This is a genomic window from Polynucleobacter sp. AP-Nickl1-40-C4 (genome assembly GCF_035012665.1).
Taxonomy (GTDB): domain Bacteria; phylum Pseudomonadota; class Gammaproteobacteria; order Burkholderiales; family Burkholderiaceae; genus Polynucleobacter.
Window position 1 is genome coordinate 1 of the sequence record NZ_JAYGQR010000002.1, and the last position, 12646, is coordinate 12646.

9 protein-coding genes and 1 tRNA gene are annotated in these 12646 nt (G+C 47.2%); 6 read left to right on the forward strand and 4 right to left on the reverse strand.

Going from position 1 to position 12646, the window contains the following annotated elements; genetic code table 11:
- Positions 1–111 precede the first annotated feature (111 nt).
- Positions 112–198, reverse strand: a tRNA-Leu gene (locus tag VC182_RS02370).
- A 155-nt stretch (positions 199–353) separates the two neighbouring features.
- Between VC182_RS02370 and rnr the strand changes: the two genes are divergently transcribed.
- The 3 genes from rnr to VC182_RS02385 are packed head-to-tail and all read left to right on the forward strand — an operon-like array spanning position 354 to position 3727.
- Entirely contained in the window at positions 354–2738 is a 2385-nt protein-coding gene (rnr, locus tag VC182_RS02375) for a ribonuclease R (protein ID WP_323484374.1), read from the forward strand.
- 20 nt (positions 2739–2758) lie between these two features.
- Complete coding sequence (gene rlmB, locus VC182_RS02380; RefSeq protein ID WP_323484375.1) at positions 2759–3526, forward strand: 23S rRNA (guanosine(2251)-2'-O)-methyltransferase RlmB; 768 nt, start codon at positions 2759–2761, stop codon at positions 3524–3526.
- Positions 3527–3541: 15 nt separating this feature from the next.
- Positions 3542–3727, forward strand: coding sequence for a DUF2892 domain-containing protein (locus VC182_RS02385; RefSeq protein ID WP_072582189.1), 186 nt, complete (start codon positions 3542–3544; stop codon positions 3725–3727).
- Here the strand turns inward: VC182_RS02385 and tal are convergent, their stop codons facing one another.
- Positions 3728–4705, reverse strand: coding sequence for a transaldolase (tal, locus tag VC182_RS02390; protein ID WP_323484376.1), 978 nt, complete (start codon positions 4703–4705; stop codon positions 3728–3730).
- Positions 4706–4798: 93 nt separating this feature from the next.
- Between tal and rpiA the strand changes: the two genes are divergently transcribed.
- A complete protein-coding gene (gene rpiA, locus VC182_RS02395) occupies positions 4799–5509 on the forward strand; it encodes a ribose-5-phosphate isomerase RpiA (protein WP_323484377.1) in 711 nt (236 codons plus the stop codon).
- 272 nt (positions 5510–5781) lie between these two features.
- Here rpiA and VC182_RS02400 read toward each other — a convergent pair whose 3' ends face one another.
- Together VC182_RS02400 and argA are read right to left on the reverse strand one after the other, a co-directional pair.
- Positions 5782–6054, reverse strand: a complete 273-nt coding sequence (locus VC182_RS02400) for an oxidative damage protection protein (RefSeq protein ID WP_215359870.1) — start codon at positions 6052–6054, stop codon at positions 5782–5784.
- A 41-nt stretch (positions 6055–6095) separates the two neighbouring features.
- Entirely contained in the window at positions 6096–7460 is a 1365-nt protein-coding gene (gene argA / locus VC182_RS02405; RefSeq protein WP_323484378.1) for an amino-acid N-acetyltransferase, read from the reverse strand.
- A gap of 53 nt (positions 7461–7513) precedes the next feature.
- On the opposite strand from argA, the gene hrpA reads away from it, so the two are divergent.
- Both hrpA and VC182_RS02415 read left to right on the forward strand, forming a co-directional pair.
- The gene (gene hrpA, locus VC182_RS02410; RefSeq protein ID WP_323484379.1) at positions 7514–11536 is read left to right on the forward strand and encodes an ATP-dependent RNA helicase HrpA; all 4023 of its coding nucleotides are present in this window, start codon (positions 7514–7516) and stop codon (positions 11534–11536) included.
- Positions 11537–11605: 69 nt separating this feature from the next.
- Entirely contained in the window at positions 11606–12643 is a 1038-nt protein-coding gene (locus VC182_RS02415; protein WP_072582196.1) for a cytochrome D1 domain-containing protein, read from the forward strand.
- Positions 12644–12646: the final 3 nt, after the last annotated feature.

The following is a 12646-nucleotide window of genomic DNA, read 5'->3' on the forward strand; positions in this document are numbered from 1 at the left end:
CATTCTAAGAAAGCACCCCCATATAGACTTTATGTAGTTTTATGTAGAATCGGCCAGTTTTCTTTATACTGACCATGTAATAACGGGCGTAGAGAGCCGTTAAACCTTGTTTGGTGCCCAGAAGAGGACTCGAACCTCCACAACCTTTCGATCGCCAGCACCTGAAGCTGGTGCGTCTACCAATTTCGCCACCTGGGCATGCCTCTATTATAGGGGGATGGGCGTTTTTAGGCTTTTTTCACCCCATTTCGGCTTTTTCCCTTCAGACTTGGTGGTTTGATACAGTAGCCTTATTCATAACAAAAATAGATATCAGTAGATATATACAGGGCATGTATTGCCGAAGGAATTAAATGCGTAAAGCAAAAGACTTGATGCCACGTGAGGCTGACCGCTTAGGAACAGTTCAAGGGCATCGAGATGGATTTGGATTTGTCATTCCCGATGATGGTGGCGAAGATATCTTTCTATCTGAAAGAGAAATGTCACGGGTCATGCACGGCGACAGAGTCAATGTCAGGGTGCTAGGAACGGATCGACGTGGTCGCCCAGAAGGGCAGATTGTTGAAGTAGTTCTACACGCTAATAAAGTAGTAATCGGGCGTCTCTTAAATGAAAATGGCGTTCTGATTGTTGCGCCAGAAGATAAGCGCATTGGTCATGACATTCTGATTCCGCCCAAGGGTCAAGGTCAGGCCAAGTTAGGCCAGGTTGTAAGTGTTGAAATTATTGACTACCCAGATAGCTATCGCCAAGCAGTTGGTCGTGTAGTTGAAGTGTTGGGTGAGATTGATGATCCTGGCATGGAAATCGAAATTGCAGTCCGTAAGTACGGCGTGCCCCACGAATTTTCTGCCGCCGCTATGAAAGAGGCTGCGGCATTGCCAGATACGGTCCAGCAATCCGATCTAGAAGGCCGCATTGATTTACGTGATGTGCCTTTGGTCACCATTGACGGTGCTGATGCACGTGACTTTGATGATGCTGTCTATTGTGAGCCGGTCATGTATGGCCAGACCAAAGCCTGGCGCCTGATCGTGGCGATTGCTGATGTATCTCATTACGTCAAACCAGGTCAGCCATTGGATGACGAGGGCTTATTGCGCGCTACTTCAGTCTACTTCCCAAGACGCGTAATCCCCATGCTTCCTGAGAAGATCTCCAATGGTCTTTGCTCACTGAATCCGGGTGTAGACCGTCTGTGTATGGTGTGCGACTCTGTTGTAGATAACAACGGTATTGTGTTGGCTTACCAGTTTTATCCAGCGGTAATGCATTCAGCGCAACGCTTTACTTACGATACTGTTTGGGAAATTCTCTCCAATAGCAAAGGTCCTGAGGCAACACGCTTTGGGCAGTTCCGCCCATTACTGGGCAATTTGTATTCTCTTTATAAGATTCTGTTGTCTGCTCGTGAGAAACGGGGTGCGATTGAATTTGAAACAACCGAAACACAAATCATTAGCAATGAGCTTGGCAAGATACTTCGCATTGAGCCACGCCTTCGCAATGATGCCCACCGCTTAATTGAAGAGTGTATGTTGACTGCAAACGTTTGTGCAGCGGACTTTATTGAAAAAAATAAGCACCTCAGTCTCTATCGCGTGCATGGCGAGCCATCAGAAGAGAAGTTGGTTACTTTGCGCCAAGTTCTGAGAACTTCAGGTCTGTCATTAGGCGGTGGCGATAAACCTAAGCCACGTGACTACGCTAAATTAATGCGTGAAATTAAAGAGCGCCCCGATGCCAATATGCTGCAGTCAGTAGTATTGCGCTCCATGCAACAAGCGATGTACCAGCCCGACAATGAGGGCCACTTTGGCTTGGCTTACCCAGCTTACTCACATTTCACAAGCCCGATCCGCCGTTATCCTGATTTGCTAACGCATCGCGTGATCAAATCGATTCTTCAGAAAAAACCATACGTACCGGTATTGCCCCCGAAGGTTCCACTCAATCTCACCCTGCCACGTAAAGGTAAAGGTCGTGAGAATGCAGTCAATGCCAAGAAATCGCAAAGCGATGCCAAAGCAGGGGCAGCCAAAGGCACTAAGCCACCTAAGGGTGCCAATGCCGCATTGCCAATCTGGGGTCAATTAGGCGTTCATTGCTCATCTAATGAGCGTCGTGCTGATGAAGCTTCACGTGATGTAGAAGCTTGGCTCAAGTGTTACTACATGCGTGACCATTTAGGTCAAGAATATGCTGGCACCGTCACCGGAGTTGCGAACTTTGGTTTATTTATTCAGTTAGAGAATCTCTTTGTCGAGGGTATGGTGCACGTCACCGAGCTTGGCGGAGATTACTTCCAATATGACGAAGCGCGCCAAGAATTGCGTGGAGAACGTACTGGTATTCGTTATCGCTTGGGCGATCGTTTACATGTATTGGTCAGTCGCGTTGACTTAGATGCGCGCAAGATTGAATTTAGTCTTGTTAAATCTGTTGGTGCTGAGCCTGGCGGATCTTCCAATCGCCGTCAATTACTTTTGGCAACGGATACAGGCAGACCCAATAAAAAAGCAGCCCCTCAAAGAGGTCGTTCTGACAACAGGACTCCACAAAAGCCAAGTGGCATCAATGTCAATGCAGCTAAATCTGCTGGAACTTTAGGGGCTAATCAGTCTAAGAGTAAAGCTACCCGAAAAAATGGTAAATCCGCTAAGCCGGGTAGATCTGTTGGTAAACCAGCGGGCACTAAGCCCCCAGTTCGCAGTACTAAAGCGCGCCGTAAATAAAGATCGATTAGAAAAATAAGATGAAACAAATATTAGTAGGTTTTCATGCGGTACAAGCGCGCTTAAGGGTGGATCCAGATAGCTTGAAGTCTGTGTACTTTGACTCCGGCCGTCGCGATAGACGCATGGGGGATTTTTTAAAGCAGGCAGAAGAGACTTTAGGTGAACGTTTGCATGCCGCTGACGCTGAGCGCCTACATAAGCTGACAGGCCATGATCGCCACCAAGGTGTTGTTGCTTTGGCTGAAAAAATGACTGTGGCACGCACTGTTACTGAGGTTGTTGAAGATGCTGAGAGTGCTCAGAAAAAGCCATTGTTCCTGGTTTTAGATGGCATTACTGATCCCCATAACTTTGGCGCTTGCCTGCGCGTAGCAGATGGCGCTGGCGTAGATGCTGTTGTAGTCCCTAAAGATCGCTCTGCATCAATTAATGCCACTGTAAGTAAGGTATCTAGTGGGGCATCGGAAGTGATACCCGTGATTACGGTTACCAACCTTGTTCGAAGTATGAGAGAGATGCAGGAAGCGGGTGTTTGGCTAATCGGCACCGATGATGAAGCTACAAAATCGATTTATGACATCGAGCTCACAGGGCCTATTGCCATCGTGATGGGGGGTGAAGGCGAGGGTATGCGCCGCCTCACCAAAGAAACTTGCGATGAGCTAGTGCGTATTCCTATGCAAGGTGCAGTCTCAAGTTTGAATGTATCCGTTGCAAGTGGCGTATGCTTGTATGAGGCATTACGACAGCGCCTAGCCAAAACAAACGACAAAGCTGCCAAGTAAAACAAGGAGCTTCATATGAAATGCAATATCGGACATACTGATCGCGTTCTACGAATGACTGTCGGCATCACGCTGATGGGCTTGGCTGGTTTTGGTATTACTGGTCCATGGGCTTGGATTGGCGTCATTCCCCTCATCACAGGAATGATTGGCAACTGCCCAGCTTACTCAATACTAGGCATCAATACCGCCAAGAAGTAATTACTTGGCTAGTAGTGATTCCAACTTCTCGGTATCCACGCAGAAGTTCCGAATCCCTTCAGCCAGTTTCTCGGTAGCCATTGCATCATTGTTGAGCTGCAGGCGGAAACTAGATTCATCAAGCTTTAAGGGTGTTATACCCTCTGTCTGAAGCGCGGCTTGGGCATTAGCGGGAATTAGCTTTATCTCAACTGATGCATTTCTGCTTTGAAGTTCAGCCAATAGCTCTGGGCTAATAGTCAAAAGATCACAACCAGCTAACTCTAGTATCTGACTGGTATTTCTGAAGCTGGCCCCCATGATTTCAGTAGGGATGCCAAAGTGTTTGTAATAGTGAAAGATCCTCTTAACGGAAGTGACGCCTGGATCATTTGCACCGCCATTGGCACTATCACTCCAGTTGCTGCCTAACTTCGCTTTATTCCAATCAGTGATACGACCCACAAATGGAGAAATGAGTTTGGCATTGGCGGCACCACATGCAGCCGCTTGCACGAGTGAGAAGAGCAGAGTCATATTGCAATGGATGCCTTGCGTCTCTAATTCTTTGGCGGCGGCAATGCCTTCCCATGTGCCCGCTAATTTAATCAGAATGCGTTTACGATCAATTCCATGAGATTCGTAAAGGGTAATTAAATGCTTGGCCTTAGCTACAGTGCTCTTGGTGTCGAATGAGAGTCTGGCATCTACTTCTGTAGAAACGCGTCCTGGAACAATCTTCAGAATCTCTAAACCAAACGCAACCAAGATGTAATCCACCAAATCGGTCGGGCTCATGCCTGGATGCGTTGCTTTGACCGACTGCACCAAATCTTGGTAATTGCTTTGTTGAGCAGCCTTCAGGATCAGCGAAGGGTTGGTAGTCGCATCTTGCGGCTGAAAAGCCTGCATGCGCTCAAAATCGCCTGTATCAGCCACAACCGTGGTCAGTTTCTTGAGTTGCTCAAGTTGGCTTAGTGAAGAAGGGGTGCTATTCATGGGCTTACTCGCTGCTCTAGGATGGTTTTCTGATAGATATCATATGATAGATGGATTAATTACTCAGTTCCAGTAAAGGCATTTGATAGCTATATGACTCAAGATCAACTAAAGCAAATGGTAGGCGAGGCGGCTAGAGACGAAGTGCTTAAGCTTCCTGCAGGACAGGTCTTGGGCGTAGGAACAGGCTCGACCGCAAACTGTTTTATTGATGCGCTAGCCCCACACAAGGATCATTTTGCAGGTACGGTATCAAGCTCTAATGCCACCACTGAGCGCTTACTTAAGCATGGCTTTAAGGTTCTTGATCCAAATGATGTGCAAGGTCTGCCTGCTTATGTGGATGGTGCAGATGAAATCGATCCTTTGGGACATATGATTAAGGGCGGCGGCGGAGCGCTTACCAGAGAAAAAATTATTGCCTCCATGGCAAAGCAATTCATTTGCATTTGCGATTCATCAAAACAAGTACCGGTGCTAGGCAACTTTGCATTACCAGTAGAAATCATTCCTCTTGCAAAAGGCGTTGTGAGTCGTGAGTTGGAAAAATTAGGCGGTAAAGTCAGCCTACGTCTGGCAAAGAGCACTAGAGCTGATCTCAATCAAACTCCGAGCGAGCCTTTTGTAAGTGATAACGGTGGTTGGATTCTAGATGTAGCGGGCCTGAAGATCTCCAATCCACTGCAGATGGAGGTGCAAATCAATCAGATCGCTGGTGTGATCACTGTTGGTCTATTTGCTAAAGAAAAAGCCAATATTCTGTTGGTCAGCAACGCTGCTGGCGTTGAAAGAATTGCGCTGTAGAAATTAAAAAACCCGACGGGGTATGCCCATCGGGTTTGTCTGCCATGGTATGCATGGCGCAGATAATCGGAAGGTAATTAGTTCCGACATCTATGAGTGCACAGATGCACTCATCTTAAGTGGCTTTCGCCAATGTGAGTGGGACACTAATTCTGTCTCACCACAACTTGATCCTACGCTTATCGTTGGCAGTGTCAACAGCAATTCAGAATATATTTTTCAATAAATTACATGCTGCAACACGGCAAACTTTATTTGCAAACTATATTTACTTAGTCTGCAGGCGGTACGTAACCTTGAGCCATATCAGCACCACCTTCAAAGAAGTACTTTTCTACCTGCTTTAAGAGGTATTGGCGTGCACGTGGGTCAGCCATATTGAGGCGGTTTTCATTAATCAGCATTGTTTGGTGCTTTAACCAAGCAGCCCAAGCCTCTTTGGAGACTTGATTCCAAACCTTTTTGCCTAGCTCGCCTGGAAGCGGGGCAAAATCCATTCCCTCAGCTTCTTTATTGAGTTTGATACATTGAACCATGCGTGCCATCTGTAATACCTTTCTAGTATTTCTTCAGTTTCTTAAATTACTTATAGATCTTTAGTTAAAACCATGGACTTGCGGTCCCAGTTATAAATTTGTTTTCTTTCTTCTGGCAGATCATCGACCGTTGCCCTTTTAAAGCCACGCTTTAAGAACCAGTGCTCAGTTCTAGTAGTGAGAACAAATAATTTTTTAATGCCTTCTTGCTTGGCGCGCATTTCAACACGCTTGAGTAGACGCTCGCCGTCACCCGACCCTTGAACATCAGGATCTACTGCAAGACAAGCTAACTCACCAACACCATTGGGAAATGGGAAGAGGGCGGCGCAACCAAAGAGAACGCGGTCATGCTCTATCACTGAGAAGCGCTGAATATCACGTTCAATTACATCTTGTCCGCGAGCCGCCAAGATGCCTTCATCTTCCAGGGGCATCGTTAATTGCAATATGCCACCTACGTCATCTTGATTGGCTTCGCGTAAGTTCTCGATATCAGATGAGGCTAGCATCATGCCAATACCATCATGGGTAAAGAGCTCTTCGAGGAGCGCTCCATCCTGATTACAGGGCAAAAAGTGAACCCGGCTAACGCCGGCCCGTATTGCTCTGCCAGAGATATTGAGCAAACTCTTCATGCCGAGATCCATGTCTTTATTCTGCGCAATATATTCTTGCAGTTGCGGCATAGACAGTTCGGTAATGAAATCACCTTCTGCATCTTTTAAACCTGCATATGGACTCAAGAAGATTAACTTATCCGCTTTAAGAGCTGCGGCAGTGGATGCAGCTACATCTTCGTATGCCAGATTAAATGCTTGGCCCGTTGGTGAAAAACCTAAAGGTGAAAGCAAAACAATTTTGTTGCTGTCCAAGGACTGTCTAATCGAGCTAGAGTCAACTTTGCGCACTAAACCGGTATGGATGTAATCAGTGCCTTCAACAACACCCACAGGCATTGCGGTAATAAAGTTGCCAGAGATCACAGAGATACGTGAGCCAGCCATTGGAGTGTTTGGCAAACCACGGCTAAATGCCGCCTCAATATCCAGGCGCAATTCACCGGCAGCTTCTTTAACGCACTCTAGTGCGGCTGCATCAGTAATCCGATAGCTGTGCAAGGCGCTCTTGCCAAACTTGCTTTTAATATTTCGGAGCATGAGCTGCTCTTCAATCTGTGGGCGGATGCCGTGAACCAAAACAATACGCATACCCATAGCATGGAGCATGGCGATATCTTCAATCAGATTCTCAAGGCCGATTTCTTGGACGAGTTCACCTGCAAAGGCAATCACAAAGGTCTTCTCGCGAAAGCTATGAATGTAGGGCGCAACATCGCGCAACCACCCTACGAAAGGGAAGTTGGAGGTAGTTTCTTCGGCCATTAAGGCCTGGTTCGGTGCATTTGTTGGCATAGTGAGAAAATTATAGGGTGCAAGAGCCCATAAACCAACAAAAACCCAAAGCAATGCCACAGCCTGTGCCTGCTTCCAACACCTCACGTAAGCTAGAAATTCGCTTTCCAGAGGAATTGCCGGTCTCTGGTCAGCGTCAGCTGATCAAGGATGCCCTGCAGAGCCACCAGGTGGTGATTGTGTGCGGTGAGACTGGCTCGGGCAAGACCACCCAGCTTCCGAAGATCTGTTTGGATCTGGGGCGAGGCACGATTAATGGCGGCAAGCTCATTGGCCATACTCAACCTCGCCGGATTGCAGCCACCGCAACGGCTAAGCGTATCGCCCAGGAGCTTGCTTCGCCCATTGGCCAAGATGTGGGCTACCAAGTTCGCTTTGCTGATAAGACTAGCCATACCGCCTCTATCAAACTGATGACCGACGGTATCTTGCTAGCAGAGACTCAGCGAGACCCTCAGTTACGTGCTTATGACACGCTCATCATTGACGAAGCGCATGAACGAAGTCTGAACATTGATTTCTTATTGGGATATCTGCGCCAGCTACTCCCAAAGCGGCCAGATCTCAAGCTGATCATCACCTCGGCAACGATTGATGCCCAGCGTTTTGCTGAACACTTTGCCATGAATGGCAAGGTAGCGCCCGTTATCGAAGTCAGCGGTAGATTGTTTCCGGTAGAGCAACGTTATGCACCGCTAGAGCCGGATGCCAAGCCAGATGGCAAAAAAGAATCCAAAACTGCCAAGGAAATCCCAGATGCGGTGACGGAAGAGATCGCCAGTTTATGGCGAGAAGGAGCAGCGGGCGCAGGAGACGTATTGGTCTTCTTGCCAGGCGAGCGTGAGATACGCGATTGCGCAGAAGCCTTACGTAAAGATCATGTCTTGCAGCAACGCTTTCATCCCGAAATTCTGAGTTTATTTGCTCGTCAATCGGTGGCTGAGCAAGAGAGGGTCTTTAGCCCAGGTAATGGGCGGCGCATCATTCTGACAACCAACGTTGCAGAAACCTCGTTAACAGTGCCGAACATTCGGTATGTGATCGATAGCGGCCTGGCGAGGGTCAAACGCTACTCCTATCGCAATAAGGTAGAGCAGCTACAAATTGAACCCATCTCGCAAGCTGCTGCCAATCAAAGAGCAGGGCGTTGCGGTCGTGTATCCGATGGTATCTGTGTTCGTTTATATAGCGAGCAAGATTATCTAGGGCGGCCTAAATTTACTGATCCAGAGATATTGCGTAGCTCGTTAGCTGCAGTGCTGTTGCGCATGAGCTCCTTACGCTTACCCAAGATCCAGCATTTCCCGTTTATTGATAAACCCTTGGGTAGAGCAATTGCGGATGGTGTGCAGCTTTTGGATGAATTAGGTGCAATTGAATTTGATGAATCAGAGCCAGCAGATGGCAAGGATATTAATAACAGCTTCAAACTCACCGCAATTGGTAAGCAATTAGCAGACCTACCACTTGATCCGCGCATTGGCAGAATGCTCTTAGCTGCTAAAGAGCAGAATGCCTTAAAGGAAGTCACCATCATCGCATCTGCTTTGGCAACTCAAGACCCGCGCGATCGCCCCATGGAGCAGGCTGCAGCAGCGGATCAAGCTCACCTTCAGTTTGCTGATGAACGCTCTGAATTTCTGAGTTTCGTCAAACTCTGGAATTGGTATCAAGACGCTCTACAACACAAACATAGCAATCGACAGCTTGAGAATCTATGCAAGAGTAAATTTCTGTCACCTCGTCGCTTACGTGAATGGCGCGATGTACATGGCCAGTTGCATACGATGCTTGGTGAAAAGGGTTGGAAAGAAAATGCTTTGGCCGCAACGTATGAACAGGTACACCTTTCTTTATTAACTGGCCTGCTCGGATATGTAGCCAAAAAAGAAGAGGACGAGAAATCTCAAGATCGCAATAGCAAAACAGGTGGTTACGTAGGGGCGCGGGGTATTCGTCCATTCATTTGGCCTGGTTCTACTATTGGCAAAAAGGCAGGCGCCTGGATTTTGGCTGGAGAGTTGCAAGAAACGAATCGCATGTATGCCAGAACAATTGCGAAGATTGAGCCGCAATGGGTGGAGCGTGTTGCTGCGCATCGCCTAATCAAATCCCTTAGTGATCCTTTCTGGGATAACCGTCAGGGCGAGGTGATGGCGTTTGAGCGGGGCACTTTGTATGGCTTGCCGATTTATCATGGCCGTAGGGTTCGATATGAACCACACAATCCCGAGGAAACTAGGGAGTTATTTATTGGCCAAGCCCTGGTACAGGAAGAAATGTTTGGGCGCATGGATACGCCTGCACTCCAGCGTGAAACAGAAACCGATGCCAAGAAAAAATATCCTAATGTGTTTGGATTCTTTTGGCATAACCGACGCTTGATTAAAGAAATCGAAGCCTTAGAACATCGCTCTCGTCGACCAGATGTATTGGTAGATGATGATTTGCTATTCGCTTTTTATGAGTCTCGAATACCTAAAGAAGTGCGTAGTCGTGAGAGTCTTAAGGCGTGGTTAACGAAAGATAGAAATACCGAAAAAGGTCTTGATACTCAACTTCGCCTAGAAAAAGCGGACTTGATGCGCCATGAGGCGGCTGGTATCACCGTAGATCGCTATCCAAAGACGATGTTAGTCGGTGGTGCACAGCTGAGTCTCACCTATCACTTCGAGCCTGGCAGCCCGAAGGATGGTGTAACCCTGGTCGTTCCTTTGACGCAACTTAATCAAGTGGATGGCCGTCGTTGCGAATGGCTTGTTCCTGGCATGTGTGAAGAGAAGGTGTTGCTGCTTCTTAAATCATTGCCGCAGAAATTAAGACGCCATTGTGTGCCATTGCCTGATTACGCAAAGTCCTTCCTTGAGCGCAAGTTAGAGGAGAAGCAGTTCGGCGTTGGTGACTTTCTAGATAGTTTGATTGGCGATATTCGCAAAGAGCGTGGCCTAGAAATTAAACGCACAGACTTTAGGCCAGAGGCATTGCCACTACATTCCTCGATGAATTTCCGTCTGATTGACGAACATGGACGCCAGCTCGAGGTAGAGCGCAACTTGGCTCGCTTACGTTCAGAGTATGGGCAGACTGCCCGTAATGCCTTCCAGGCCATTGCTCAAGAGACTGCTCAGGTCGAATTGGGAGTGGAGCCACCAAGAGGCGAAAAATCTAAATCTCACGCAACCAACCCTGATGCGACTCGTAAGATCGAACAGGGTGGCTACCGCGCTTGGGAGTTTGGTGAGTTGCCAGAAACTTTAGAGATCCAAAAGGGGAATAAAACTCTGTTTGGCTACCCAGCCTTAGTAGATCGTGTTGACTTTTGTGATCTCGAGGTATTTGATGATTTAGAGGAGGCTCGCAAACAGCATGCTTTAGGACTACGTCGCTTATTTGCGCTGAGTAATAAAGACACGCTCAAAGCCCTACAAAAACAATTGCCTGGTATACGTGAATTGGGTTTGCTATTTATCAATGTGGGATCGGTAGAGGGCTTGATTGATCAGATTCTGAATATTGCCCTTGAGCGTGCTTTTATGACTGAGCAACTTCCAGTGAATGCAGAACAATTCGCCGAGCGCCTTCAAGCCGGAAAACCAAGATTGGCACTCATTGCCCAAGAGATTTCTCGCCATGCATTAAATGCATTGCAAGCCCATGCAGATTTACAGAAAAAGATTGCTAGTGCAAAAGCGGCTTCGCCTAGCGCCTACACAGATATACAAGCGCAGATGCAGGGATTGATCTTCCCTAAGTTCGTGGCTGAGATACCGTATTCGCAATTGGTGCATGTGCCACGCTACTTAAAAGCAATTGCGATGCGAATTGATAAATTGCGATCAAACCCTAGTCGTGATGCCCAATGCCAAAAGGATTGGGAATCGGTTGCTCGTCCGTGGCAAAAGCTGATGCAAGGTAACAAGGGGTCTGCCTCTTATGCGATGGCTGAGGATCAGGCTTTAACGGATTTTCGTTGGCAGCTGGAAGAGTTGAGAGTGGCTTTGTATGCTCAAGAGCTTAAAACCCCAACCCCAATGTCCTTAAAGCGGCTCGAAAAGGTTTTAGCAAGCTTGCGCTAGGTCAAATCCAAAGCATATCCACTGGATTTTGAGGCCTATTCAGTCTCCCCAATTGCTTACAATGGAGGGATGTACAAATTTATCAAGATTAGAGGTTTTCGCACAATCGCGACCTCTGCATTATTGGCGCTTTTGTTGGCCAATCAAACTGCTTCTGGGCAAACCACTAGCCCCGTAGCCTCAGCAACTCCTGCAAATCAACCCAAGTTGGCGGTGATTCTGAATTCTGGTTCTGCATCTGTCAGTTTGATCGATATGAACACACGTGAGGTTGTTAAAACAATCCCGGTTGGTAAAGAGCCTCATCACCTCATGATGACCCCTGATCAAAAATCATTATTGATTGCCAATGCTGCAGGTAATGATGTTGTATTGATGAATCCAACTACGGGTGAGCTGACTGGCAAGATTCCGAACATTATTGATCCATACCAAATCGGTTATTCCCCAAACCACAAATGGTTTATAGCCAATGGCAATCGCTTGGATCGAGTGGATATTTATGCTGCCGACAGTGCAAATCTCAAATTAGCTAAGACCGTAAAGCTAGGTAAGACACCCAGTCATATTGCTTTTACATCGGATAGCAAAATTGCATTTATTACTTTGCAAGACTCTAGTGAACTTGCTGCAATAGATCTTGAAACACAAAATGTATTGTGGGTGATTCCTACGGGTAAAGTGCCTGCTGGTTTGTGGATGACGCCTGGAGATCAATACCTTTTAGTTGGCATTACTGGTGAAGACTATGTTCAGGTGATCGACTGGAAAAATCGCAAAGAAGTGAAGCGCATCCCTACAGGTAAGGGTGCTCATAACTTTCGCCCTTTAGGGGATAAGAAGCATGTATTTGTAAGCAACCGTATTGCTTCTACGATCAGCTTGATCAATATGCAAACCTTGGAGAAGGTGGGCGATATCACTGGACTGCCGGCCGGTCCAGACGATATGGAAATTACTCCAGATGGTAAAACAATGTGGGTTACTTTCCGCTTTTCCAAAAAGGTTGGGGTAATAGATATTCCAACAATGAAGTTGGTAACAGTGATTCCAGTTGGTAAGTCACCACATGGTGTGTTTTTCACTCCAAGGGCTGGATGGGAATAATTA

Bases quoted from the DNA above. Each gene is read 5' to 3' on its own strand.
- rpiA (WP_323484377.1), top strand. From the start codon at position 4,799: ATGACTCAAGATCAACTAAAGCAAATGGTAGGCGAGGCGGCTAGAGAC.
- hrpA (WP_323484379.1), top strand. From the start codon at position 7,514: ATGCCACAGCCTGTGCCTGCTTCCAACACCTCACGTAAGCTAGAAATT.
- tal (WP_323484376.1), bottom strand. From the start codon at position 4,705: ATGAATAGCACCCCTTCTTCACTAAGCCAACTTGAGCAACTCAAGAAA.
- VC182_RS02385 (WP_072582189.1), top strand. From the start codon at position 3,542: ATGAAATGCAATATCGGACATACTGATCGCGTTCTACGAATGACTGTC.
- rlmB (WP_323484375.1), top strand. From the start codon at position 2,759: ATGAAACAAATATTAGTAGGTTTTCATGCGGTACAAGCGCGCTTAAGG.
- rnr (WP_323484374.1), top strand. From the start codon at position 354: ATGCGTAAAGCAAAAGACTTGATGCCACGTGAGGCTGACCGCTTAGGA.
- VC182_RS02400 (WP_215359870.1), bottom strand. From the start codon at position 6,054: ATGGCACGCATGGTTCAATGTATCAAACTCAATAAAGAAGCTGAGGGA.
- argA (WP_323484378.1), bottom strand. From the start codon at position 7,460: ATGCCAACAAATGCACCGAACCAGGCCTTAATGGCCGAAGAAACTACC.
- VC182_RS02415 (WP_072582196.1), top strand. From the start codon at position 11,606: ATGTACAAATTTATCAAGATTAGAGGTTTTCGCACAATCGCGACCTCT.